Annotated in this window: 21 protein-coding genes and 1 tRNA gene; 15 read left to right on the forward strand and 7 right to left on the reverse strand. The window is 70.8% G+C overall.

The genetic code is table 11. The annotated features are described in order from the left end of the window. Window positions 1-4 precede the first annotated feature (4 nt). The 3 genes from D8Y23_RS03620 to D8Y23_RS03630 are packed head-to-tail and all read right to left on the reverse strand — an operon-like array spanning window position 5 to window position 3,692. A complete protein-coding gene (locus tag D8Y23_RS03620) occupies window positions 5-1,654 on the reverse strand; it encodes a DNA repair helicase XPB (protein WP_128216811.1) in 1,650 nt (549 codons plus the stop codon). A 48-nt stretch (window positions 1,655-1,702) separates the two neighbouring features. Then, entirely contained in the window at window positions 1,703-3,424 is a 1,722-nt protein-coding gene (locus tag D8Y23_RS03625; RefSeq protein WP_128216812.1) for a helicase-associated domain-containing protein, read from the reverse strand. A gap of 1 nt (window position 3,425) precedes the next feature. Then, complete coding sequence (locus D8Y23_RS03630) at window positions 3,426-3,692, reverse strand: multidrug ABC transporter ATPase (RefSeq protein ID WP_128216813.1); 267 nt, start codon at window positions 3,690-3,692, stop codon at window positions 3,426-3,428. A gap of 106 nt (window positions 3,693-3,798) precedes the next feature. Between D8Y23_RS03630 and D8Y23_RS03635 the strand changes: the two genes are divergently transcribed. Further along, window positions 3,799-4,182: a cold-shock protein gene (locus tag D8Y23_RS03635; protein WP_128216814.1), complete on the forward strand. Its 384-nt coding sequence runs from the start codon at window positions 3,799-3,801 to the stop codon at window positions 4,180-4,182. Beyond that, window positions 4,166-4,783: a DUF3027 domain-containing protein gene (locus D8Y23_RS03640; protein WP_128216815.1), complete on the forward strand. Its 618-nt coding sequence runs from the start codon at window positions 4,166-4,168 to the stop codon at window positions 4,781-4,783. Before D8Y23_RS03635 ends, D8Y23_RS03640 begins: the two co-directional genes overlap by 17 nt. A gap of 93 nt (window positions 4,784-4,876) precedes the next feature. Here the strand turns inward: D8Y23_RS03640 and serC are convergent, their stop codons facing one another. Further along, window positions 4,877-5,998 (reverse strand): phosphoserine transaminase, encoded by a 1,122-nt coding sequence (gene serC, locus D8Y23_RS03645; protein ID WP_128216816.1) that lies wholly within the window; start codon window positions 5,996-5,998, stop codon window positions 4,877-4,879. Between the two features lie 96 nt (window positions 5,999-6,094). Between serC and D8Y23_RS03650 the strand changes: the two genes are divergently transcribed. The 8 genes from D8Y23_RS03650 to D8Y23_RS03685 all read left to right on the forward strand — a co-directional run bounded on the left by D8Y23_RS03650 (window position 6,095) and on the right by D8Y23_RS03685 (window position 16,210). Further along, complete coding sequence (locus D8Y23_RS03650; RefSeq protein WP_128216817.1) at window positions 6,095-6,793, forward strand: metal-dependent transcriptional regulator; 699 nt, start codon at window positions 6,095-6,097, stop codon at window positions 6,791-6,793. A gap of 235 nt (window positions 6,794-7,028) precedes the next feature. Next, a complete protein-coding gene (locus D8Y23_RS03655; RefSeq protein ID WP_240663760.1) occupies window positions 7,029-7,946 on the forward strand; it encodes a M23 family metallopeptidase in 918 nt (305 codons plus the stop codon). 339 nt (window positions 7,947-8,285) lie between these two features. Next, on the forward strand, window positions 8,286-8,783 hold the full coding sequence (locus tag D8Y23_RS03660) for an HNH endonuclease (RefSeq protein ID WP_128216818.1): 498 nt from the start codon (window positions 8,286-8,288) through the stop codon (window positions 8,781-8,783). Between the two features lie 58 nt (window positions 8,784-8,841). Further along, a complete protein-coding gene (locus tag D8Y23_RS03665) occupies window positions 8,842-9,399 on the forward strand; it encodes a cysteine hydrolase family protein (RefSeq protein WP_128216819.1) in 558 nt (185 codons plus the stop codon). Window positions 9,400-9,484: 85 nt separating this feature from the next. Beyond that, on the forward strand, window positions 9,485-10,213 hold the full coding sequence (locus tag D8Y23_RS03670) for a hypothetical protein (protein ID WP_240663761.1): 729 nt from the start codon (window positions 9,485-9,487) through the stop codon (window positions 10,211-10,213). Then, window positions 10,213-11,757 carry a DNA polymerase Y family protein gene (locus tag D8Y23_RS03675; RefSeq protein ID WP_128216871.1) on the forward strand — a complete coding sequence of 515 codons (1,545 nt, stop codon included), beginning with the start codon at window positions 10,213-10,215 and terminating at the stop codon, window positions 11,755-11,757. Before D8Y23_RS03670 ends, D8Y23_RS03675 begins: the two co-directional genes overlap by 1 nt. A 48-nt stretch (window positions 11,758-11,805) precedes the next feature. Beyond that, window positions 11,806-15,240 (forward strand): error-prone DNA polymerase, encoded by a 3,435-nt coding sequence (locus tag D8Y23_RS03680; RefSeq protein WP_128216820.1) that lies wholly within the window; start codon window positions 11,806-11,808, stop codon window positions 15,238-15,240. Window positions 15,241-15,304: 64 nt separating this feature from the next. Continuing rightward, window positions 15,305-16,210 (forward strand): DUF2510 domain-containing protein, encoded by a 906-nt coding sequence (locus D8Y23_RS03685; RefSeq protein WP_164878128.1) that lies wholly within the window; start codon window positions 15,305-15,307, stop codon window positions 16,208-16,210. Window positions 16,211-16,225: 15 nt separating this feature from the next. On the opposite strand, the gene coaBC is transcribed toward D8Y23_RS03685, so the two are convergent. Beyond that, window positions 16,226-17,428, reverse strand: a complete 1,203-nt coding sequence (gene coaBC, locus D8Y23_RS03690; RefSeq protein ID WP_128216822.1) for a bifunctional phosphopantothenoylcysteine decarboxylase/phosphopantothenate--cysteine ligase CoaBC — start codon at window positions 17,426-17,428, stop codon at window positions 16,226-16,228. Window positions 17,429-17,600: 172 nt separating this feature from the next. Here coaBC and D8Y23_RS03695 point away from each other — a divergent pair, with 172 nt between their 5' ends. From D8Y23_RS03695 to D8Y23_RS03705, 3 genes are all read left to right on the forward strand, one after another. Then, window positions 17,601-18,335, forward strand: coding sequence for an NRDE family protein (locus tag D8Y23_RS03695; RefSeq protein ID WP_128216823.1), 735 nt, complete (start codon window positions 17,601-17,603; stop codon window positions 18,333-18,335). Between the two features lie 16 nt (window positions 18,336-18,351). Next, window positions 18,352-18,427, forward strand: a tRNA-Arg gene (locus tag D8Y23_RS03700). A 34-nt stretch (window positions 18,428-18,461) separates the two neighbouring features. Continuing rightward, window positions 18,462-19,328: a DUF4436 family protein gene (locus D8Y23_RS03705; protein ID WP_164878129.1), complete on the forward strand. Its 867-nt coding sequence runs from the start codon at window positions 18,462-18,464 to the stop codon at window positions 19,326-19,328. 60 nt (window positions 19,329-19,388) lie between these two features. On the opposite strand, the gene D8Y23_RS03710 is transcribed toward D8Y23_RS03705, so the two are convergent. Next, window positions 19,389-19,670 (reverse strand): Fe-S cluster assembly protein HesB, encoded by a 282-nt coding sequence (locus D8Y23_RS03710; RefSeq protein ID WP_128216825.1) that lies wholly within the window; start codon window positions 19,668-19,670, stop codon window positions 19,389-19,391. A 126-nt stretch (window positions 19,671-19,796) separates the two neighbouring features. Next, window positions 19,797-20,648 (reverse strand): helix-turn-helix transcriptional regulator, encoded by an 852-nt coding sequence (locus D8Y23_RS03715; RefSeq protein ID WP_128216826.1) that lies wholly within the window; start codon window positions 20,646-20,648, stop codon window positions 19,797-19,799. Between the two features lie 137 nt (window positions 20,649-20,785). Here D8Y23_RS03715 and D8Y23_RS03720 point away from each other — a divergent pair, with 137 nt between their 5' ends. Continuing rightward, window positions 20,786-21,136 carry a DUF485 domain-containing protein gene (locus D8Y23_RS03720; RefSeq protein WP_205796809.1) on the forward strand — a complete coding sequence of 117 codons (351 nt, stop codon included), beginning with the start codon at window positions 20,786-20,788 and terminating at the stop codon, window positions 21,134-21,136. Continuing rightward, window positions 21,133-22,749: a solute symporter family protein gene (locus D8Y23_RS03725; RefSeq protein WP_164878130.1), complete on the forward strand. Its 1,617-nt coding sequence runs from the start codon at window positions 21,133-21,135 to the stop codon at window positions 22,747-22,749. Before D8Y23_RS03720 ends, D8Y23_RS03725 begins: the two co-directional genes overlap by 4 nt. Window positions 22,750-22,776: the final 27 nt, after the last annotated feature.

Here is a 22,776-nt window from a genome sequence, read left to right on the forward strand (position 1 = left end):
CGACTCAGGCGGCCGCGGCGCCGATCCCCTCGGCATCCAGGATCGTGTACGCGTAGCCCTGCTCGGCGAGGAAGCGCTGGCGGTTCTGCGCGAAATCCTGGTCGACCGTGTCGCGCGCGATGAGCGTATAGAAGCTCGCGGTGTGGCCCGACTGCTTCGGCCGCAGCAGACGCCCGAGTCGCTGCGCCTCCTCCTGGCGCGACCCGAACGAACCCGACACCTGGACGGCGACCGAGGCCTCGGGAAGGTCGACCGAGAAGTTGGCGACCTTGGAGACCACCAGCAGCGTGATCGCGCCCTCGCGGAACGCCTGGAACAATTCCTCGCGCTCGGCGACCGGGGTCGCTCCGGTGATCTTCGGAGCGTGGAGTGCCTCGGCGAGCTCGTCGATCTGATCGAGGTACTGCCCGATCACCAGGACGCGTTCGCCCGGATGCCGATCGACCAGGCGCTTGACGACGTCGATCTTGGCCGGCGCGGTGGCGGCGAGACGATAGCGTTCCTCGTCGGCGGCGGCGGCGTACTCGAGGCGTTCGTCGGCGGGGAGATCGATGCGCACCTCGTAGCACGCAGCTGGGGAGATGAAGCCCTGGGCCTCGATCTCCTTCCACGGCGCATCGAACCGCTTGGGTCCGATGAGGCTGAAGACGTCGCCCTCTCGGCCGTCCTCGCGTACGAGGGTCGCGGTGAGCCCGAGGCGGCGACGCGCCTGCAGGTCGGCGGTGAGCTTGAACACCGGCGCGGGAAGCAGGTGGACCTCGTCATAGAGGACGAGTCCCCAGTCGAGCGCGTCGAGGAGAGCCAGGTGGGCATAGGTGCCGCCGCGCTTGGCGGTCAGGATCTGGTACGTCGCGATCGTGACCGGCTTGATCTCCTTGGACTGACCGGAGTACTCGCCGATCTCCTCGGGAGTCAGGCTCGTGCGGCGGAGCAGCTCGTCACGCCACTGACGAGCGCTGACGGTGTTGGTCACCAGGATGAGGGTCGTCGTGCGCGTCTGGGCCATGGCCCCCGCCCCGACGAGGGTCTTCCCCGCGCCGCACGGAAGCACCACCACACCCGAGCCGCCCTCGGAGAAGGACTCCACCGCTTGCCGCTGGTACGGACGCAGCTGCCAGTCGTCCTCCGCGAGATCGATGGGGTGGGGCGTCCCGGGCGTGTAGCCGGCGAGATCCTCGGCCGGCCATCCGATCTTCAGCAGCTCCTGCTTGATGTGCCCGCGCGCCCACGCGTCGACCGTGAAGCTGTCGGGGGTGGGGTGGCCGATCAGCAGCGGCGAGATGCGCTTGTTGCGCGAGACCTCGCCGAGGACGGCGGGGTCGGTCGAGCGCAGCACGAGCGCACCCTCGTCGTCGCGCTCGATGACCAGACGACCGTATCGGCCGACCGTCTCGCGGATGTCGGTGCTCACCGACGCCGGGACGGGGAAGCGCGACCAGGTGTCGAGGGTCTGCAGCATCGCGTCGGCGTCGTGACCGGCGGCGCGGGCGTTCCAGAGCCCGAGCCGCGTGATGCGGTACGTGTGGATGTGCTCCGGCGCGCGTTCGAGCTCGGCGAAGACCGCGAGCTCGTGCCGCGCCGTCTCCGCATCGGGATGCGCGACTTCGAGGAGCACCGTGCGGTCGCTCTGGACGATGAGGGGGCCGTCAGCCATAGCGTTCGATTCTACCGGTGCGTCGAGGCGGGCGTCGTCGGTCGGTGCTCAGGAAGCAGGGCTGACCGAATCGATGTGCGACAGCGGCAGCGTCCGCTCGACGTCCGCCGCACGATCGCGCCCGCGTAGGCGTCCCCCCCCGAGACCGGTCGCCTCCAGCCGGAACACGCGGGCCGAGCCGTCCGGAAGGCGCACGGTCACGTCCACCAGCGCGCGGGCCCGCACCGCCTGGTCGAGCTCGCGTTCGAGCCAGGCGGCATCCGAATCCTCGCCTCCGGCCCGCAGGCGCGCGATGAGCGGCGCGTAGACGTCGTCGGGAGAGTCGAGGGTCTCGGTCGTAGCCATCCGCGCACGTTCGACCGTGCGCGGGCGTCCGTCCTCGTCGACGGCCACCGCCGGGTAGCGGGCGTCGGTCAGCGCCCAGAACACGACATCGGCGGCGACGTGGGTGATCAGTTCGTCCCCGGAGCGGCTGAGTGCGACCGATCGCAGGGACGTGTCGACTTCCATCGCGCGGCGCAGCGTCTGGTCGTCCGTGCGGACGGTGGTGAGACCGGATGCCGTGTCGGCGGTGACGCGGACGCGCCCGTGCTCCGCCGAGGTGCGCTCGATGACGTAGGCGAGGGGTTGCGGAAGGCCCGTGAGAGAGATGCCGCTGAGGAACTCCCGCAGGCTGTCGGCGGTCTCGCCGGCCGTGATGGACGCGCCGATGGTGGCCGCGCTGAAGCGATAGCTCGACGCCTGCGCGCGCGACTCGCGTGCCGCCATGCCGCGGAGGCGCACGTCGAGGTGCGGCGCCAACGGTCCGGGGGCGATCGCGGTGAGGTCGTTCTGCAGGTACACCTTGTCGACCTCGGGGGGAAGCAGGTCGCGCAGCGCCGAGGTGTCCACATCGCCGCCCTCCGCGAGCCCGCGACCCCAGGCGGGCACCGCACCGTGCGCGTCGAGCAGGCCCCACGCGCGCAGGCGATGCGTCCAGCGGGCGGCACGCTCGGGCCCGGCGGGATCGAACGGCGTGGCCCCGGCCCAGGTGGGCTGCGGCATCCATCCACCCGCGGGGGTGCGGTAGGCGCGAGGGAGTGCGTCGCGCAGCGCCCGGGCGGTCGTGGCCCAGCGTTCCAGGGTGGGCAGCCGCAACCACGTGCGTCCGGCGGCGGTCACGAGCCAGGCGCGGCCGGTGGAGCCGAGCAGACCGGTCCGGGCACCCAGACCGACCAACAAGTCGGCTTCCTCGGGGGTGGGGGTGGCCCCGGCCTCGACGAGGCGGCGTCGCTCACTCGCTCCGAGCGACCCCGAACCGATCCGACCGAGCGGCGAATCCAGGGTCAGAAGAAGGACGTCGGCGAGAGCCGCGGCGCTCGTGAACGCTGATTCGGCCGCCGCCGCGTCATCCGATGCCCTCGGCGCGGGCTCCGTCGGCGTCGGTGCGAGACCATCGGGCATCGCGTCGCGGACGACGGCCGCGACGGCCGCGTACGCCCGACCGTCGTCGCCCACGAGGCCGCGAGTGTGAAGCGCATCGCGGATGCCACCGGTGGCGGGGATGCCGTCGGCCGTGGCCGCGACGAGGGCCTCGGCTTCGGCGCGGTCGAGGAGCGGCAGCGCGCGGGCGATCGACGCGGGGTCGAGGAGGGCATCGGCGGCGTCGAACATGTCGCGCCAGGTCGCCGAGGCCGACACATGGCGCTCGGAGAGGAGGCGGGCCAGCGACTCGTCGTCGAACGCGCTCAGCGAGACCGCCAGCGCACGTTGGTCGGAGGTCTCGGGCACGTCAGCGTCCCTTGTTCGCGCGTGCCCTTCGCACGAAGCTCATGATGAGCACCGCGACGAGGCACGCGAAGGCCACGGGAGGCGCGATGTAGACGAGGACCCCGATCGTCGGCCACACGCCCGCGCCCATGTCGGCTCCGGCGGTGGACCCGATGATGATCGCGAAGAAGCAGACGACCGACAGGACCAGCAGACCGATCGACATGAAGGCGAGGATCCGGTCGATGCGACGGATCGGGACGTCGCCGTCGGGGGTGCGCGTGCTCATCGTCGTCAGCCTACTGCCTGCCGGCCGTGGCGTAGGCTGAGGGGCCGGGATCCGATCGGGTCCCGCGTTCCGCCGCGCAATCGCGCACTCATCCAGCGAGGTGTCCATGCCCACCGGCAAGGTCAGGTTCTACGACGACGAGAAGGGCTTCGGCTTCATCACGACCGATGACGGCCAGGACGTGTTCCTGCACGCCACAGCCCTGCCCGCCGGGACCCCCGGGCCCAAGGCCGGTACACGTCTGGAGTTCGGTGTGGCCGATGGCAAGCGCGGTCTGCAGGCTCTCTCGGTGCGCGTCGTCGAGGCCCCCGTAAGCATGGCCAAGCGTTCTCGCAAGCCCGCCGACGACATGGCCATCATCGTCGAAGACCTCGTCAAGCTCCTCGACGGCATCGGTGGCGACCTGCGCCGCGGCCGCTACCCCAGCGGACCCCACGCGAAGAAGATCGCCGCGGTCCTGCGCAAGGTCGCCGATGACTTCGAAGCCTGAGCCCGTCGCCGACGAGCGCCTGCTCCACGCTCACGACCTCGCGCTGGCGGCGCTGCACGAGATCACCCCGGCCGACACGGTCGGCCCCGCGGCCGGTCACGTCGTCGAGGCGGACGACGTGGTCTCGCTGCGGTTCCATACGCGCCTGGCCGGCTACCCCGGGTGGCACTGGACGGTGACCGTCGCGGTCGTCGCCGACGCCGAGCCGACCGTGCTCGAGACCGAGCTGCTGCCGGGTGACGGCGCGCTGCTGGCACCGGACTGGGTCCCGTGGGCGAAGCGCCTCGCCGAGTACCAGGCCGGTCAGGCCGCCGCCGCGGCGGGCGATGCGCCGGACGACGAGGACGATCTCGACGATGACGACGATCGCGACGACGATCTCGACGAGGACGACGACGCCGAGGACGACCTCGACGACGATGACGACGACGAGCCGAAGGCGCGGCTGCACGCCGGCGACCTCGACGGCGTCGACATCGACGAGCTGGACGAATCCGCTGAGGATTCCGACGACGACGACGATGACGCGGACGATGACGGAGATGACGCGGACGACGAGGGTGCCGCGGCCGACGACGACGAGCACGAGCGCAGTTACTGAGCGACCCGGCTCCGGTGCAGGCCTCCTTCGACGCCCCGCGAACGACGGAAGCCGCCCCGCTCGCGGTGGGACGGCTTCCGATCGGCGCGGGACCTAGGCCCGAGGCATCCGCTCGATCGTGTAGTCGATGGCGGCGATGAGGCGACGGACGTCGTCGGGCTCGATCGAGACGAACGTCGCGATCCGCAACTGGTTGCGGCCGAGCTTGCGGTAGGGCTCGGTGTCGACGATGCCGTTCGCGCGAAGGCTCTTCGCGACCGCCGCGGCGTCGATCGACTCGTCGAAGTCGATGGTGACGACGACGGGGGAGCGGTCGGCGGGGTCGGTGACGAAGGGCGTGGCGACGGTGCTCGCCTCGGCCCACTCGTAGAGGGCGGAGGAGGACTCCGCCGTCCGGGCACCCGCCCAGCTCAGGCCGCCGTTGTCGAGGATCCACCCGAGTTGCTCGTCGAGGAGCAGCAGCGTCGCGAGCGCCGGCGTGTTCAGCGTCTGCTGCAACCGCGAGTTGTCGATGGCGTTCTTCAGGCTCAGGAACTCCGGGATGTAGCGTCCGGATGCCTCGATGCGTTCGATCCGCTCGATCGCCGCGGGTGAGACGGCGGCGTACCAGAGCCCGCCGTCCGAGCCGAGGTTCTTCTGCGGAGCGAAGTAGTAGACGTCGCTCTCGGCGACGTCGAAATCGATGCCGCCGGCGGCGCTGGTGGCATCGATGACCGTGAGGGCGCCGGCATCCCCGTGGACGCGCGTGACGGGGGCCGCGACGCCGGTCGACGTCTCGTTGTGCGGCCACGCGTAGACGTCGACGCCTTCGACGGCCTCGAAGGCGGCACGGGTGCCCGGCTCGGCGCGGCGCACGTCGGGCGCCTGCAGCCACGGGGCGGCCGCGGCCGCCGCGAACTTGCCGCCGAACTCGCCCGAGACCAGGTTCTGGCTACGGTTCTCGATGAGGCCGAAGGCCGCGGCATCCCAGAAGGCGGTCGAGCCGCCGTTGCCCAGGACGATCTCGTAGCCCTCGGGCAGACGGAAGAGTTCGGCGAGCCGCTCGCGCGTGCTGGCGACGAGGTTCTTCACGGGGGCCTGGCGGTGGGATGTTCCGAGAATGGTGGCCCCGCGGGTCACGAGCGCCTCGAGCTGCGCACCGCGCACCTTCGAGGGGCCGCATCCGAAGCGGCCGTCGGTGGGCAGGAGGTCGGCGGGAAGGTCCACGTGCGGCATGCGTCGATTCTAGGGCGGGGGTCGGATGCGCCCGGCGCGTGTGTCGGAGGGGGTCGGTAGGCTGGAAGCACCGCCACAGAGCCCGAGGACTGCTGAATGACCGATCTCATCGACACCACCGAGATGTACCTGCGCACGATCCTCGAGCTCGAGGAAGAGAACATCGTTCCTCTTCGCGCCCGCATCTCGGAGCGCCTCGGTCACTCCGGCCCGACCGTCTCGCAGACGGTGGGCCGTATGGAGCGAGACGGCCTCGTCGTCGTCTCCGAAGACCGCCGCCTCGAGCTCACCGATGACGGCCGGCAGAAGGCCGTCGACGTCATGCGGAAGCATCGTCTCGCGGAACGCCTGTTGAGCGACGTCATCGGTCTCGACTGGGCGTACGTGCACGACGAGGCCTGCCGCTGGGAGCACGTCATGAGCGAGCAGGTCGAGCGTCGCCTGGTCGAACTGCTCGGACACCCCACCGAGTCGCCCTACGGCAACCCCATCCCGGGGCTCGATCAGCTCGGCGACGTCGCGAGCGTCACTTTCGAAGAGGGCGTCGTTGGGCTGGTCCGCAAGCTCACGGATGCCGGGGGTCCGATCTCGGGCACCGTTCGACGTCTCGCCGAACCGGCGCAGGTCGACCCCGAGCTCCTGCAGCAGCTGAAGGCGGCGGGCGTTCTTCCCGGTGCGCGGGGCAGCTATCGCTTCAACGAGGGCTACGTCCTCGTCGAGATGGACGGGGTCGACGAGGGGCTCGAGCTGCCCGTCGAGGTCGCCTCGCACATCTTCCTCGTCGCCGAGGCGTGATGCCCGCTCGTGCGTCGTCGTATCCGGGACATCCTCTGTACGGCACGTCTCCAGGCGTGACAGTTTCGTTATCTTCGGGTAGCCTCTGAAGGTCCACAGGCGAGAAGCCCGCCGTCGGACCCCTCGCGGTTTGCCTCACCGGCTCGTCGTCCGCAGAGGGTGAAGCCCGCACATCGTGCCCCCAAAATCGAGTGCTGACGAGCCAGCGTGGAAACGCAGAGGCGCCGGAGGAAACTTGGCTGAACACACCGATCCCGTCGCGGGCCTGCCCGAGGTCCCCGCAACGGGTCAGACTCGAAAGAGCGCGCGCGCCGCGGTCACCCGACCCGCTCGCCGCCCCTCACGCATCCCCGCCGTCGCATCGTCCGCCGCGGCCCGTCCCGCTCCCCGCGGGTCGTCGTTCCGACGCGGCGCGAAGCCGTTGCGCAGTGCGGTGATCCTGTCGATGGTCGCGGGCCTCGTCGCGACGGTCGCGATCCCGGCGTACGCGGCGTCTCTGCCGGCGGCCGAGACGATGACGCTGCAGGAGATGTCGGCTCCCGACAACCAGTCGCTCGTCGTCGCCTCCAACGCGAACGCCGAGACCCTCGACCGCAGCAGCTACTCGGCCACCACCGCCGAGGAGATCCAGAAGAAGAAGGATCAGGAAGCCGCTGCCGCCGCCGCTGCCGAGCGTGCGCGTCAGCTCGCCGCCAGCGTGAGCGCGAGCGCGAACGTCGCGGTGTCCCCGGTCGACCTCAACATGACCGCGCCCGGTTCCGGCGAGGTGCGGTGGCCGCTGACCAACTACATCCTCGGTCGCGGCCTGTGGGACTCGGGCTACCACCAGGGCGTCGACCTCCTCGCGCCGCAGGGGCAGCCGATCTTCGCCGCCGCCGCCGGCGTCGTGAGCGTCTCGTCCGAGAGCTTCGGCGGCTACGGCGTGGGCGTCATGATCGAGCACGTCATCAACGGCCAGAAGGTCCGCACCACGTACGGGCACATGACCTATGGCACGCGGCAGGTCCAGGCCGGTCAGACCGTCGCCGCGGGTCAGCTGATCGGGCTCGTCGGCTCGACCGGCAGCTCGACCGCCAACCACCTGCACTTCGAGGTGCACATCAACAACTCCGTGGTCGACCCCTACGCCTGGCTTCAGCAGAACGCGGGCTGATCGCATCCGCTCGGACGGCGTGCCGGTGACGTTCGTTCTCCGACACGCCGTCTGTCGTTTCCCTGTGCAGCCGACCCCGGGCGTGTCGTCGTGGGTTAGCCTGTTCGCGACGTTCGGAGAACCGAAGGGAACGCTGATGGACACCATGCCTCGCATCCGCACCATGGATGCGCTCGGGCTGCTCGTCCTTCGGCATCGTGTGAGCGGATGCCGCGGTCTCGCCGCGAATTCTGAGGCGCTGTCTGTATAGACGGCGCCTTTTTTCATGCCCCTGCGTCTCTTCCCTCGTCACGAGTCGAACATCCGAGAAGCCGTCTCGGCCATTCGAGAGGAAACGGAATGCGCACACTGGTGCTGAATGCGGGCTACGAGCCGCTCGCCGTCGTGTCGTTCAAGCGAGCCCTGGTGCTCGTGATGAACGAGAAGGCCACCGTCGTCGAACACGTGGACGGTGATCCGGTCTGGGCGGCGGCAGGGACGTACGATCGCCCCGCGGTGATCATCCTCACCCGGTATGTGCGGGTTCCCGGGGCGCGGCGCGTGCCGGTGACCCGCCGGGGGGTGCTGCGTCGCGACGCGCACCGTTGCGGGTACTGCGGCAAAGCGGCGTCGACGATCGATCACGTGCTTCCCCGCTCGCGCGGTGGGAAGGACACATGGGAGAACCTCGTCGCGTGCTGCCTGCGTTGCAACAACGTCAAGGGGGATCGCACGCCCCAGGAGATGATGTGGGAGCTGCGGGTGATCCCGGGCCCGCCGCGCGGATCCTCCTGGACGGTGCGCGGGGTCGACAAGTCCGACCCGCGGTGGGAGCCGTACCTGGCGCTGGCGGCGTAGAACCGCACGGTTCGCGGTCGGCGGTGCGTGGCATCCCGGTCGGTGGTGTGATGGAGACATGACTCGTGCTCTCTTGGTGATCGACATGCAGCGTGGTTTCGACGACCTCGATTTCTGGGGTCCGACCGCCAACCCGGAGTGCGAGGCCAACGTCGCCGCGCTCGTGGGCCGGTGGGTGGCCGACGGGGAGCCGGTCGTCGTCGTCCGCCATGACTCCCGATCGGAGGGGTCGCCGCTGCATCCTTCGTCGCCGGGCAACGCCCTGGTCGACGTGGTCGCGGCGGTCGAGCCGGCGCTCCTCATCACCAAGGACGTCAACTCGGCGTTCTACGGCACTCCCGACCTGCACGCGTGGCTGGGGGAGCGTGGCATCCGGGAATTGGCGATCTGCGGCATCCAGACGAACATGTGCGTCGAGACCACGGCGCGAATGGGTGGGAACCTCGGCTACGACGTGACGGTCGTGTGGGATGCCACCCGCACCTTCGATCTGTCGGCCGAGGTCGCGGGGCTGGGAACCGTGACGCGCTCGGCTGCCGAGCTGATGGCCGATACCGCGCTCGTGCTGCAACAGGGTGGATTCGCCCGGATCGCGCGGACCGTCGACCTCGTGTGAGGCCCCCGGGGGCGATGTCGGAGGGTGATCGTATCTTCGAACCACAGGGATTGAGAGTGTAGAACACATGTTCTAACCTGTGGGAGTGAGGGCGATCGTGCGAGACCAGGCGGAGGCCGTTCCGGACATCCACGCGCTCCGCGATCGTCTCGAGCGGATGCAGGGGCGTCGCATGGACGCACCGGTGTTGCCGACGCACCCCGCCTTCACCTCGCTCCTCCCCGGCGGCGGTCTACGGTCGGGATCGGCGTACGCGATCGCCCGGTCCATGTCGCTGCTGCTGGCTCTCATGGCCCGCCCGTCTCAGGATGGGGCATGGTGCGGGGTCGTCGGCATGCCCGAGCTCGGCGCCGAAGCCGCCGAGAAGTACGGTCTCGACCTCGACCGGCTGGTCTTCATCCCCGATCCCGGGCCCCGCTGGCTGGCGGTGACGGCGACGATCGCCGAAGTGCTGCCTGTCGTGGCTGTGCGACCACCGGCGGGAGCGAACACCGCGCGCGGGGGTACCGAAGCGACCCGGCTCGCGGCGCGGCTCCGCGATCGCGGCTCGGTTCTGCTGGTGCAGGGCCCCTGGCCGCAGGCCGAGGCGGTGATCGACGTCGCCGACCCGCGGTGGGCGGGTCTCGGATACGGTCACGGGTATCTGGCCGGGCGCGAGCTCACGGTGTCGGTCAGCAGCAAGCGCACCCCCACGGCGCGTCGAGCCCGCATGCTGCTCCCCGCGGCCGACGGGTCGATCGAGTTGCTCGGTGCGCCCACCGAGAGGCTCGTCCCGCGCGAAGGGACGCCGTACCGGCAGAGGGCGGCCGGATGATGGGCGAACCCACGCGCAGCCTCATGCTGTGGCTTCCCGACTGGCCGGTGCTGGCGTATCGCCGCGAGGCCGCGCGCCCACCGCGGGCCGACGCGCCTGTGGCGGTGTTCGAGAACAACACCGTCGTGGCCTGCTCTGCCGCGGCACGCGCCCAGGGTGTGCGCAGAGGTCAGCGGCGTCGTGACGCGCAGGCGCTGTGCCCGTCCGTCATCGTCGTCGCTGCCGATCCCGTGCGCGATGCGCGCGTCTTCGCGCCGGTCGTGGCGGTGGTGGAAGAACGGGCCCCGGGGGTGCAGATCGTCCGCCCCGGACTCTGTGCCCTTCGGGCGCGTGGGCCCGCGCGGTACTACGGCGGCGAAGAGGACGCGGCGCGCATGCTCGTGCGGCTCCTTGCGGACAAGGGCTTCGCCGACGCCCGCGCGAGCGTCGCCGACGGCGTCTTCACCGCCGAGCACGCCGCCCGCGTCACCCGTGCCGACGACCCTGTGCGGGTGGTGCCCGGGGGGCAGTCCGCCGCGTTCCTCGCCCCGCTTCCGGTCACCACGCTCGACGACTCCGACCTCGCGAGTCTGCTGGCCCGTCTCGGGGTGCACACGCTGGGTGAGTTCGCCGCGATGCCGGTCGAGCGCGTCCGCGAGCGCTTCGCCGAGCGCGGGGCCCGGCTGCACGCTCTGGCATCCGGTCGCGACTCCCAGCCGGTGCAGCCCCGCACGCCCCCGCCCGAGCTGCGCCGCGAGGTCGCTTTCGAGCCGCCGCTCGAGCTCGCCGACCAGATCGCCTTCGGCATGCGCATCGCCGCCGAGGAGTTCATCGCGCGCCTGGGAGAGCAGAACCTGGTGTGCACCGAGCTGCGCGTGGTGCTCTCGGGCGAACGCGGAGAGCGCAGCGAACGCGTGTGGCTGCACCCCGGGTCGTTCGACGCGGGCGCCGTGGTCGACCGCGTGCGGTGGCAGCTGGCTGAGGACGGGCGCGGCATCTTCGGCAGCGGGGTCGCCGGGGTGACCATCGAACCCGAGGCGGTCGATGACGCCGCGCATCACGCCAAGGGGCTCTTCGGTGCCGGCCCCGACGAGAGAGTGCATCACGCGCTCTCTCGTGTGCAGGCCATGCTCGGCCATCGCGCCGTCGTCACCCCGGTCGTGGGCGGCGGGCGGTGGCTGGCCGAGCGGCAGGTGCTGGTGCCGTGGGGAGATCGGGCTGTCACGGCGAAAGACCGAGCCCGGCCATGGCCGGGAAGCCTCCCCGACCCGCTGCCGGCGACGGTGTATCCCGAGCCGCGGCTGGTGGAGGTCACCGACATCGCGGGGGCGTCGGTGACGGTGGGGGAGCGCGATGCGCTGAGCGCCCCGCCGGCGATCCTCGAGGCCGGGGGGCGGCGGGTGCGGATCAGCGAATGGGCAGGTCCCTGGCCGATCAGCGAACGGGGGTGGGATCCGCTGCGACGGCGCAGCGCCCACCGCTTCCAGGTGGTCGACGCCGACGGCGGTGCGTGGTTGCTCGTCGTCGAAGAGGGGGAGTGGCGAGCGGAGGGGCGTTATGACTGACGGGCGCCCGGCCTCGACTCCCGCGACGCGGCGGATGGGGGAGCGCTGATGGGCTTCCACAACCCGCCGGTGAAGTGGTCGGAACTCGAACGGGCGCTGAGCGATACGCGCAGGCCTGTCTCCGCTCCGGCGAACGGTGACGGCGGCGACAGCCCCGCCTGGTCGCACAAACGCGGACCCTACGTTCCTCCCACGATCGCGCGTCCCGCCGACGCTGTCCCGTACGCCGAGCTGCACGCCCATTCCTCGTACTCCTTCCTCGACGGGGCCTCCTCGCCCGAAGAGCTCGTCGAAGAGGCCGAGAAGCTGGGCCTTCACGCGCTCGCCCTCACCGACCACGACGGGTTCTACGGCATCGTCCGGTTCGCTGAGGCGGCCGAGGCCCGCGCCGTGCGCACCGTCTTCGGCGCCGAACTCTCGCTCGGGCTCCCGGGGCCGCAGAACGGTCAGCCCGATCCCGCCGGCTCCCACCTGCTCGTGCTCGCCCGCGGCGAAGAGGGGTACCACCGGCTCGCCGCTGCGATCACCCACGCCCAGCTCGCGGGTGGCGAGAAGGGGCGACCGGTCTACGATCTCGCCGACCTGGCCGAGCGCGCCGGTGGTCGCACCGATCCGCAGTGGGCGGTGCTCACGGGATGCCGGAAGGGGGCGGTGCGTCAGGCTCTGGCATCCGAGGGTCCGGCGGGAGCCGCTCGCGCGCTCGACCGCCTGGTCGATCTGTTCGGACCCGAGTCCGTGCAGGTGGAGCTCATCGACCACGGGAGTCCGTTGGACTCGGCCCACAACGACCTGCTCGCTTCTCTCGCCGCCGAGCGGAGCCTTCCCGTGCTCGCCACGAACAACGTCCACTACGCGGCGCCGAAGAAGGAGTTGCTGGCCGCGGCCGTCGCCGCGGTCCGCGCGAACCGCAGCCTCGATGAGCTCGACGGCTGGCTCCCCGCGCACGCCGGCGCCCACCTGCGCTCGGGGGCCGAGATGGCAGCGCGGTTCGCCCGGTATCCGGGCGCGGTCGCGCGGACCGTCTCGCTGGCCGACGAGCTCGCGTTCCCGTTGCGCCGGGCCAAGCCCGCGCTTCCGAAGCAGACCGTTCCCGAGGGGCATACGCCGATGTCGTGGCTCCGGCACCTGGTGTGGGAGGCCGTGCCGCGGAAGTATCCGAACCTCTCCGACGACGACCGGCGGCGTATCGAGCGCGAGCTCGAGGTGATCGAGATGAAGGACTTCCCGGGCTACTTCCTCATCGTCTACGGGATCGTCGCCGAGGCGCGGCGGCGCGGCATCCTGTGCCAGGGGCGCGGCTCGGCCGCGAACAGCGCCGTCTGCTACCTGCTCAACATCACCGCGGTCGACTCGATCTTCTACCGGCTGCCCTTCGAGCGGTTCCTGTCGAGCCTGCGCGACGAAGAGCCCGACATCGACGTCGACTTCGACTCCGATCGCCGCGAAGAGATCATCCAGTGGGTGTACGAGACCTATGGCCGCGACCGCGCGGCGCAGGTCGCGAACGTCATCCAGTACCGCCCCAAGAACGCCGTGCGCGACATAGCCCGCGCCCTGGGGCACTCGCCCGGTCAGCAGGACGCGTGGTCGAAGCAGGTCGAACGGTGGGGCGCGACGCTCGAGACGGGTGCCGACCACGACATCCCCGACGAGGTCATCGAGTTCGCCTCCGAGCTGTTGAAAGCTCCGCGGCATCTCGGCATCCACTCCGGCGGCATGGTGCTCACCGATCGTCCCGTGGGCGAGGTCGTGCCGATCGAGCACGCACGGATGGACAAGCGCACCGTGATCCAGTGGGACAAGGACGACGCCGCCTGGATGGGGCTGGTGAAGTTCGACCTGCTGGGGCTCGGCATGCTCGCGGCGCTGCAGTACTGCTTCGACCTGATCCGGGATGCCACGGGCGAGCGGTGGGAGCTGTCCACCCTGCCCAAGGAAGAGAAGGCGGTGTACGACATGCTCTGCCGCGCCGACTCGATCGGCGTGTTCCAGGTGGAGTCGCGCGCCCAGATGGGACTCCTGCCGCGCCTGCAGCCCCGGCGCTTCTACGACCTCGTGGTGCAGATCGCGTTGATCCGACCGGGGCCGATCCAGGGCGGCGCCGTGCACCCTTTCGTGCGGCGGAAGCTCGGGCAGGAGCCCATCACGTACGTGCACGAGCGGCTGCGGCCCGTGCTCGAGCGCACGATGGGCGTGCCGGTGTTCCAGGAGCAGCTCATGCAGATGGCCGTCGCGGTGGGCAACTGCACCGCCGAGGACGCCGACCTGCTCCGACGCGCGATGGGATCGAAGCGCGGGCTCGAGCGCATCGACTCGCTGCGCGAGAAGCTCTACGCCGGCATGGCCGAGAACGGGCTCGTGGGGGCGGTGGCCGACGAGCTGTACGCGAAGATCCAGGCGTTCGCGAACTTCGGATTCGCCGAGTCGCACTCGCTGTCGTTCGCGCTGCTCGTCTACGCCAGCTCGTGGATCAAGCTCCACTACCCGGCCGCGTTCCTCGCGGGGTTGCTCCGCGCGCAGCCGATGGGGTTCTACTCGCCCGCAACGCTCACCGCCGATGCTCGTCGACACGGGGTGCGTGTGCGACGCCCCGACCTCCGGCGCTCGGGCGTCGAGGCCGGGCTCGAGCCGCTCGACGATGAGACCGGGGAGCCGGATGCCGACCGCCGGCGCCCCGCGACCGGGCTCGACGCGTGCGCGTGCGCCGACCAGCCCCCGACGGGGGACTTCGACCGCTCGGCCCCCGACGAGACCGAGGCCCACCGCCGCGACGGGGCGTTCGCGGTGCGAATGGGGCTCGCGGGCGTCACCGGCATCGGCGTGAAGGTCGCCGACCGCATCGTCGCGGAGCGCGAGCGCGGGGGCGCCTACCGCGATCTGCGCGACCTCGTCCGCCGCACCGGTCTCGTGACCGCTCAACTCGAGGCGCTCGCGACGGCCGGGGCGTTCGAGTGCCTCGGGCACTCGCGACGCGAAGCGATCTGGCTGTCGGGGTCGGCGGCGCTGGACCGGCCCGAGTTCCTTCCCGACTCCGTGGCGTTCGTGCAGCCGCCGCTGTTCACCGACCCGTCGAGTTACGAGGTACTCGCCGCCGACCTGTGGGCGACGGGCCTTTCCGCCGACGACCACCCGCTCACCCATTTCCGCTCGGCTCTCGATGCGCGGGGCGTGCTGACCTCGCACGAGCTGCGCACGGCCGAAAGCGACCGTCGCGTCGAGGTGGCGGGACTCGTCACGCATCGGCAGCGGCCGGCCACGGCATCCGGGATCACGTTCCTCAACCTCGAGGACGAGCACGGCCTCATGAACATCGTGTGCTCGGTGGGGGTGTGGAACCGGTATCGACGGATCGTGCGGGAGTCGCCCGCGCTCATCGTCCGCGGCATGCTCGAAAGGTCGGTCGAGGGGGTCACGAACGTCGTCGCGGACGGGTTCACCGATCTGCGCGTGGGGGTGGCGCACGCCTCGCGGGACTTCCGGTGACGTCGGTGGCCGTCACTAGACTCGGGGCACACACGTTATGCCGACGCATCACAGGGGGAACGACATGACCGATACGCCCACGCCGCCCGAGGGCTGGTACCCCGACCCCGCCGGAACCGGCGGGCTCCGCCGCTGGAACGGCACCGCGTGGACTGACGAGGTGCGCGCGCGCGTCGACGCTCCCGCCGCTCCCGAGGCCCCTGCCGTGCCCGAGGCCCCCGCCGCTCCCGCCGTGCCCGAGGCCTCCGCCGCGCCCGAGGCGTCCGCTGCGCCCGCCGCTCCCGACTTGCCCGAGGTGCCCGAGGCCCCGGCTTCCTTCGGTGCCGAGCCCAGCCTCGGTGCCTCCGCCGCGCCCGCCGCTCCCGCCTCCCCGGGGGCACCCGCCTACCCCGGCACCCCGGCACCGGCCGCCGCGTACCCCGGCGGAACCGCCTACCCGACGGCCCCTGCCGCGCCGACGGCCGCCCCCGTTCGCCGCGACATCCCGACCGGCACCGTGTGGATCTGGCTGGTCGTCGCGCTTCCGCTGCTGTCGCTCGCCGTGCTGTTCCTCTTCGACTGGAACACCTACGTCCAGGAGTCGCTCTACGCCTCCGCATTCCCCGAGGCGGCGCCCTACGCCGCGTCGTCGTCGCTCGCGGTGACGGCCGGTGCTTCCATCGCCAGTTTCGTCCTCGCGGGCCTCATCGTCCTGTTCTCGTATCTCGACTGGCGTCAGCTGCGGGCCCGTGGCATCCAGAATCCCTTCCACTGGGCGTTCGGCTTCTTCGTGCTGCTGCTCTCCAGCGGCGCGGTCTACATCATCGGCCGCGCCGTCGTCCTGCGTCGCCAGACCGGAAAGGGCCTCGGCCCGGTGTGGGGATGGATCGCGGTCACGATCATCACGATCGTCGCCGTCTCCATCTGGGTGGTCATGCTGTTCACCGCGATGATCCCGGTGATCGAGGAACTGCAGTCCTACGGGTACTGACCCAGAGGCTCTCGCTCAGCGGGAGCGCACCGCGAGGATCGCGTCCAGCAACGCGTGCGCGGTGTCGTCCTTCGACCCGGATGCCACCGCCACGACGTCTCCGTCACGTCCGACGATCGTGAGGGCGTTGTCGACGGTTTCGAACCCTCGCGTCCATCCGACGGCGTTCGCCGCCAGCACGTCGACGCCCTTGCGCGCGGCTTTGGCGCGGGCGCGCTGGAGCAGTTCCTCGTCGTCGTCGACGGTTTCGGCGGCGAACGCCACGATCGTCTGGCCGACGCGGCGCGCGGCGACGAGCCCCGCGACGATGTCACGGTTCTCGACGAGTTCCAGGGTCAGGCCACCGGGAGCATCCTGCTTGCGCATCTTGTGCTCCGACACCGCGGCGACGGAGTAGTCCGCCACCGCCGCGGCCATGACGACGACGTCGGCGGCGGGGGAGGTGGCATCCATCGCCCGTCCGAGGTCGTCGGCCGTCCCGACCGAGATGACCTCGACCCGCGGATCGGGCCGGACATCGGCATCGAGGTGCGCGGCGACGAGCGTGACGGTCGCACCTCGGTCGGCCGCAGCGCGGGCGATGGCGACGCCCTGCCGCCCGCTCGATCGGTTGCCGAGGAATCGGACCGGGTCGATCGGTTCGCGGGTACCGCCCGCACTGACGAGCACCGAGAGGCCCGCGAGGTCGCGCGGGCGTTCGACGAGCGCGAGGGCGGCCGCGACGATCTCGTCGGGCTCCGACATTCGCCCGGGTCCGCTGTCGCCGCCGGTGAGTGCGCCGTCGGCCGGGCCGACGACGTGGACGCCGCGGGCGCGCAGCACCTCCATGTTGTGGACGGTCGCGGGGTGCCGCCACATCTCGGTGTGCATCGCCGGAGCGACGACGACCGGCGCGGTGGTGGCGAGGAGCGTCGTGCCGAGCAGGTCGGAGGCGAGCCCCGCGGTCATCGCCGCGAGGGTGTTGGCCGTGGCCGGGGCGACGATGACGAGGTCGGCGGACTGGCCGAGCGCCACATGCCGCACGCGGGCGACGTCGTCGTGCACGGACGTCGTGACCGGGTTGCGGCTGATCGCCTCCCACGTGGGCAGGCCGACGAAGCGCACGGCATCATCGGTGGGGACGACGTGCACGTCGTGCCCGGCCTTCACGAGCAGCCGGACGAGGCCGACGGTCTTATAGGCGGCGATGCCTCCGGTGACTCCCACGACGACGAACATGGCCCCAGTCTCCCAGGTGGGGGCCGCGCGACGGCGTTGTGAGAACAGGCGCCGCGCCCGAAACAGGGTGATTCGCGACAGATCGGCCTGTCTTCGTGGCATCCCCTGTTCTCGAAACGGATGCCGGATGCCGCGCCCCCACCCCGGCTCGAGCGGCGCTAGCGTGGGAGAAATGTGCACCGTGGTCATCGACGTCCCGCGTGAGAGCGGCCGACCCGTCCGGATGCTGGCCGTGCGCGACGAGGATCGGAACCGCCCCTGGCGGGGTCTCGGCGGATGGTGGCCCGATCAGCCCGGCGTCCACGGAGTCCGCGACGACCGCGCGGGCGGGGCGTGGCTCGCCGTCGACCCGGCCGCGCGACGACTCGCCGTGCTCCTGAATCGCGAGGACCTCTCAGAGCGCTCCGACGACGAGGTCGTCAGCCGGGGTGGCATCCCCCTCCAGTCCGTCGCGGGGTCTCTTCCGGAGACACCGACGACCCGCGGATTCAACCTCGTCGAGGTGGATGCCGACGGCGCCACCGTCGTCGAATGGGACGGTCTCACGGCCCGACGCACCCGGCTCGCCCCGGGCACCCACATGATCGCCCATCACGCGCCCGACGACCTCGGCACTCCGCGCATCGGCCGCTGGCTCGAGGACTTCCGCCGTGCGGGCATCGCGGAGGACGATGAGTGGTGGGGCCCGTGGCTCGAGGTGGTCGCGGCATCTACGGCGGATCCGTCCGCTTCGGTGCTCCGGCGCGACGCGCACGGCGGTCTCGTCCTGGAGTCCCTGCTCGTGTGCGCCGCGACCGTCGGTGCCGACGGCGTCGACGTGCGCGAGGCCGTGCTGTCCGAGCCGGGGGAGTGGGACCCGGCCCTGGGTGAGCGCTTGCGCGCGAGTGCACCGGTGGTGCCGCAGTAGGCTGGACGGCAGCCCCGCCTCCGTAGCTCAGGGGATAGAGCGCCGCACTCCTAACGCGGGCGTCGCAGGTTCGAATCCTGTCGGGGGCACCACAGCGTCCCCCGTCGCTCTGCCACACTGACTCCCGTGAGCAGTGGTCCCAGGTCGTCTCGTCGCCGTCCGATCCTGTGGTCCGTCACGAGCATCGTGCTGTTCGCGGCCCTGTATGCCACGGTCGTGGGGCTGTACGCCGGCAGCGGCGACGTCGTCGCGAGCACCGGGGGCGAGACGTCGGGGGATACGGTCGCGCTCTCGCTCACTCCCGAGAAGATGGATGCCACGACCAATCGCTTCACCGTGTCGATCGTGCCGACGCAGGGCGAGGACGGCACGGTGACGAACGGCCTCGTCGCGCTCCGCCCGTTCGGAGTGCTCGTGTCGGCCGTCGCCGGATCGACGGCGACCGAGTACGGTGACGGGGATCTCATCTCGCCGATCCAGACGTCGCTCGTGATGGACGGCGAGATCGAGAACTGGCCGTTCGACCGATATGCGGTGCGGTCGATCATGACGGCGCTCGAAGACGATGCCAACGGTGACTCGATGCCGCTGCCGACGACGGTGCAGCCGGCGAAGCGCGGCATCCCCGGATGGGATATCGCGGTGACCGAGACGCCCTTGGGGGAGGGGCTCGTCGCGGTGGACATCACCGTCGCGCGCTCGGGCTCGACCATCGCTTTCGGCATCGTGCTGCTCACGCTGATGGTGATCATCCCCGCGCTCGTGCTGGTCGTCGCCATCGTCGTGCTCCGGGGGCGCCGCAAGGTCGAGGTGACGACTCTGGGCTGGATGGGCGCCATGCTGTTCGCGACGATCCCGCTGCGCAACTTCCTGCCCGGGTCGCCCCCGATCGGCTCGTGGATCGACTACCTCATCGTGCTGTGGGTGCTCGCCGCTCTGGTTGCGGGCCTCGTGATCTTCGTCGTCGCGTGGCTGCGGCGTGGCCCCGTCTGAGTTCCTCGCCCCCGCACACGACGATGCCCCGGCGCGCGGCCGGGGCATCGTCGGGGAACATCAGGCCTGGGTGACGGCGAACTGCACCGAACCCTGCCCGTCGATCTGGGCGTCCAGCACGCGGTCGTCGAGCACCTCGGCGGCGTCGGCGTCGAGGAACACGCGCGCGCCGGAGTTCTCCACGACGGCATCCTGCGGCTCCGGGCCGTCCACGACGGACAGGCGGAACTGCGACTCCGGCGAGCCTGCGCCTTCGATGCGCACACCGCCCTGGGCGGCGTCCGGCAGCTGGGCGGCGATGGTCTTGACGGCGGTGGTGGCCTCTTCGGTGAGCGTCAGCATGGGTGACTCTCCTTCTGTGTCGACGTCAGGGGCCAGCCACGATTCCGAGAATCCGTCGCGGTCTCAACCTCACGGCGCCATTGCCAGGGGATTCTCACGGACCGCTCAGGCCGCCCCCTCCGCGGCTTACGGCAGCAGACCGACTCGACGGGCCCGCGCCACGGCGGCGTGCCGGGTCGAGGCATCCAGCTTCGACATCGCCGACGCGAGATACGACTTCACGGTGGTCTCACGAAGGTGCAGGGATGCCGCGATCTCGCCGTTCGTCGCCCCGACGGCCGCGCACGCGAGGACGTCGAGTTCGCGACGGGAGAGGTGGATGCCGGCTCCCTGGGGCTCGGTCGCCGTGTCGCCGGAGAGCGCGGCGAGGCGGGACTCCAGCTCTTCCAGTCGGCGCCGCACGCTCGCGTCGTCGACGGTCGCGGCGATGCTGCGCAATTGGGCGTAGCTCTGACGGATCTCTTCGCGGGCTCCCGCGCTCAGGCCGTCGTCGCCGGCGGTGGTGGCGGCCAGGCGACGGTCGACCTCGTCGCGAACGCGTAGCTCCGTTCCGAGCTCGCCGGCGATGTCGAACGCCGGCCGCGCTTCGCGCTCGCCGAGCGGTGCCTGGGCCCACGAGCCGCAGTACAGCACGCCGCGCGCGCTGCCGCGGACGAGGACGGGCACGGCGAACAGCGTCGCGATGCCCTCGCCGAGGATGGCGCGGTCGTAATCGTGCGTGATCGTTCGGGCCGTGCGGTAGTCCAGGGCGAGGCGCGGGCGCCCTTCGACGAGGGCGCGACCGCCGAGTCCGCGCTCGGCGTGGACGACGAGCCCGTCGATGCTGCGCGTGCGGGCGCCGACCACCGTGGACACGTGCACGGCGCCGTCGTGTTCGAGTCCGCCGAATGCGACGGGGAAGTGCGTACGGCGGGCGAGCTCGGTCACCGCGCGCGACACGAGCGTCGCGTCGTCACGGAGTGCGGACGGTGCTCCCACGAACTACCTACTTCCGGGGGTGACGGCTGCGTCGCCGCCTTTCGTAGCGTCGACCCTACCATCGGGAAGGTTCTCCGACCCGGCGTTTTTCTCCTCCGGTGCTGCGTGGCACCGGTCTCATGAGGCAAGGAGGCCACATGACGGATAGAAGGATCGACGGTGCCCCGCGGGGCGTCGACTACATCGCGGTCGAGGAGTCCGCCCCGTTCCGGGAACTGAAGAGGCGCCAGCGCACCTTCGTCTTCCCCATGGCCGTGGCGTTCCTCGTCTGGTACTTCGTGTACGTGCTGCTGTCGTCGTTCGCGCCGGCCTTCATGGCTCAGCCCGTCTTCGGGGCGGTCACGGTGGGCCTGGTGTTCGGACTCGGGCAGTTCGTGACGACCTTCGCGATCACGATGGGCTACGTGGCGTACGCCAACCGCCGGCTCGACCCCGGTGCGGAGCAGTTGCGCGTCGAGCTCGAGCGCGCCGAGGGGGGTGTGTCGTGAACGAGGTCTTCGGCACCGTGCACGCCGCCGTGCAGACGGTCGAGAACAACCCCGTCCTGAACATCTCCATCTTCGGGGCGTTCGTCGCGGTGACGCTGTTCATCGTCATCCGCGCCAGTCGCAACAGCAAGACTGCCGCGGACTACTACGCCGCGGGCCGGTCGTTCACGGGACCCCAGAACGGTTTCGCGATCGCCGGCGACTACCTGTCGGCGGCGTCGTTCCTCGGGATCGTCGGCGCGATCGCGATCAACGGGTACGACGGGTTCCTGTACTCCATCGGGTTCCTCGTCGCATGGCTGGTGGCGCTGCTGCTGGTCGCCGAATTGATGCGCAACACGGGGAAGTTCACGATGGCCGACGTGCTGTCGTTCCGGTTGAAGGAGCGGCCGGTGCGCATGGCTGCGGCGATCACGACCCTCGCCGTCTGCTTCTTCTATCTGCTCGCGCAGATGGCCGGTGCGGGCGGTCTGGTCTCGCTCCTCCTCGGCATCACGGAGCGCCTCGGCCAATCGATCGTCGTGGCGGTCGTCGGCGTCCTCATGATCGTCTACGTGCTCATAGGCGGGATGAAGGGCACCACCTGGGTGCAGATCGTCAAGGCGTTCCTGCTCATCGGCGGGGCCGTGGTCATGACGATCTGGGTCCTCGCGATCAATGGCTTCAGCCTCAACACCCTGCTCGAGCAGGCCGTCGCGGCGTCGCCGAAGGGCGAGGCGATTCTCGCCCCGGGGCTGCAGTACGGCGCCAACCCGTGGGACTTCATCTCGCTGGCGCTCGCGCTGGTGCTGGGCACCGCGGGTCTGCCGCACGTGCTGATGCGGTTCTACACCGTGCCCACGGCCAAGGAAGCACGCCGGTCGGTGGTGTGGGCCATCTGGCTGATCGGTCTGTTCTACCTCCTCACCCTCGTGCTCGGCTACGGAGCCGGCGCCCTGGTCGGGTCGGAGGCCATCCTGGCCGCTCCCGGTGGAGTGAACGCGGCGGCGCCGCTGTTGGCCCTCGCCCTCGGCGGACCGATCCTGCTCGGGTTCATCTCGGCGGTGGCGTTCGCGACGATCCTCGCGGTCGTGGCAGGACTGACGATCACGGCGGCGGCGTCGTTCGCGCACGACATCTACGCGAACGTCGTGAAGAAGGGCAACGTGCCGCCCGACGGTGAGGTCAAGGTCGCGCGGCGCACGGTCATCGTGATCGGTGTGCTCGCCATCCTGGGCGGCATCGGCGTGCAGGGGCAGAACGTGGCGTTCCTCGTGGCGCTCGCCTTCGCGGTCGCCGCGTCCGCGAACCTTCCGACGATCCTGTACTCGCTCTTCTGGCGACGGTTCACGACCCGCGGTGCCGTGTGGAGCATGTACGGCGGGCTCGGTTCGGCGCTCGTGCTCATCCTCCTCTCCCCGGTGTTCTGGGGCGGACCCACGAGCGTGTTCGCGAACACCGGCGTGGCGATCTGGCCGCTGAACAACCCCGGCATCGTCTCCATCCCGCTCGGGTTCGTGCTCGGGTGGCTCGGATCGATCACGTCGCGGCGGAAGGAAGACCCGCGCAAGGCCGCGGAGATGGACGTGCGCTCGCTCACCGGGTTCGGGGCCGAGAAGGCATCCAGTCACTGACCTGACCCACCGTCGTCGCCCGATCCG

The sequence above is a fragment of the Microbacterium enclense genome, assembly GCF_004022425.1.
Lineage (GTDB): Bacteria > Actinomycetota > Actinomycetes > Actinomycetales > Microbacteriaceae > Microbacterium > Microbacterium enclense_A.

Excerpts from the sequence above, each read along its gene's own strand:
- D8Y23_RS03660 (WP_128216818.1), top strand. The coding sequence starts at position 8,286 with ATGCGCACACTGGTGCTGAATGCGGGCTACGAGCCGCTCGCCGTCGTG.
- D8Y23_RS03675 (WP_128216871.1), top strand. The coding sequence starts at position 10,213 with ATGGGCGAACCCACGCGCAGCCTCATGCTGTGGCTTCCCGACTGGCCG.
- D8Y23_RS03640 (WP_128216815.1), top strand. The coding sequence starts at position 4,166 with ATGACTTCGAAGCCTGAGCCCGTCGCCGACGAGCGCCTGCTCCACGCT.
- D8Y23_RS03620 (WP_128216811.1), bottom strand. The coding sequence starts at position 1,654 with ATGGCTGACGGCCCCCTCATCGTCCAGAGCGACCGCACGGTGCTCCTC.
- D8Y23_RS03685 (WP_164878128.1), top strand. The coding sequence starts at position 15,305 with ATGACCGATACGCCCACGCCGCCCGAGGGCTGGTACCCCGACCCCGCC.
- D8Y23_RS03680 (WP_128216820.1), top strand. The coding sequence starts at position 11,806 with ATGGGCTTCCACAACCCGCCGGTGAAGTGGTCGGAACTCGAACGGGCG.
- coaBC (WP_128216822.1), bottom strand. The coding sequence starts at position 17,428 with ATGTTCGTCGTCGTGGGAGTCACCGGAGGCATCGCCGCCTATAAGACC.
- serC (WP_128216816.1), bottom strand. The coding sequence starts at position 5,998 with ATGCCGCACGTGGACCTTCCCGCCGACCTCCTGCCCACCGACGGCCGC.
- D8Y23_RS03665 (WP_128216819.1), top strand. The coding sequence starts at position 8,842 with ATGACTCGTGCTCTCTTGGTGATCGACATGCAGCGTGGTTTCGACGAC.
- D8Y23_RS03635 (WP_128216814.1), top strand. The coding sequence starts at position 3,799 with ATGCCCACCGGCAAGGTCAGGTTCTACGACGACGAGAAGGGCTTCGGC.
- D8Y23_RS03650 (WP_128216817.1), top strand. The coding sequence starts at position 6,095 with ATGACCGATCTCATCGACACCACCGAGATGTACCTGCGCACGATCCTC.
- D8Y23_RS03630 (WP_128216813.1), bottom strand. The coding sequence starts at position 3,692 with ATGAGCACGCGCACCCCCGACGGCGACGTCCCGATCCGTCGCATCGAC.
- D8Y23_RS03695 (WP_128216823.1), top strand. The coding sequence starts at position 17,601 with ATGTGCACCGTGGTCATCGACGTCCCGCGTGAGAGCGGCCGACCCGTC.
- D8Y23_RS03720 (WP_205796809.1), top strand. The coding sequence starts at position 20,786 with ATGACGGATAGAAGGATCGACGGTGCCCCGCGGGGCGTCGACTACATC.
- D8Y23_RS03710 (WP_128216825.1), bottom strand. The coding sequence starts at position 19,670 with ATGCTGACGCTCACCGAAGAGGCCACCACCGCCGTCAAGACCATCGCC.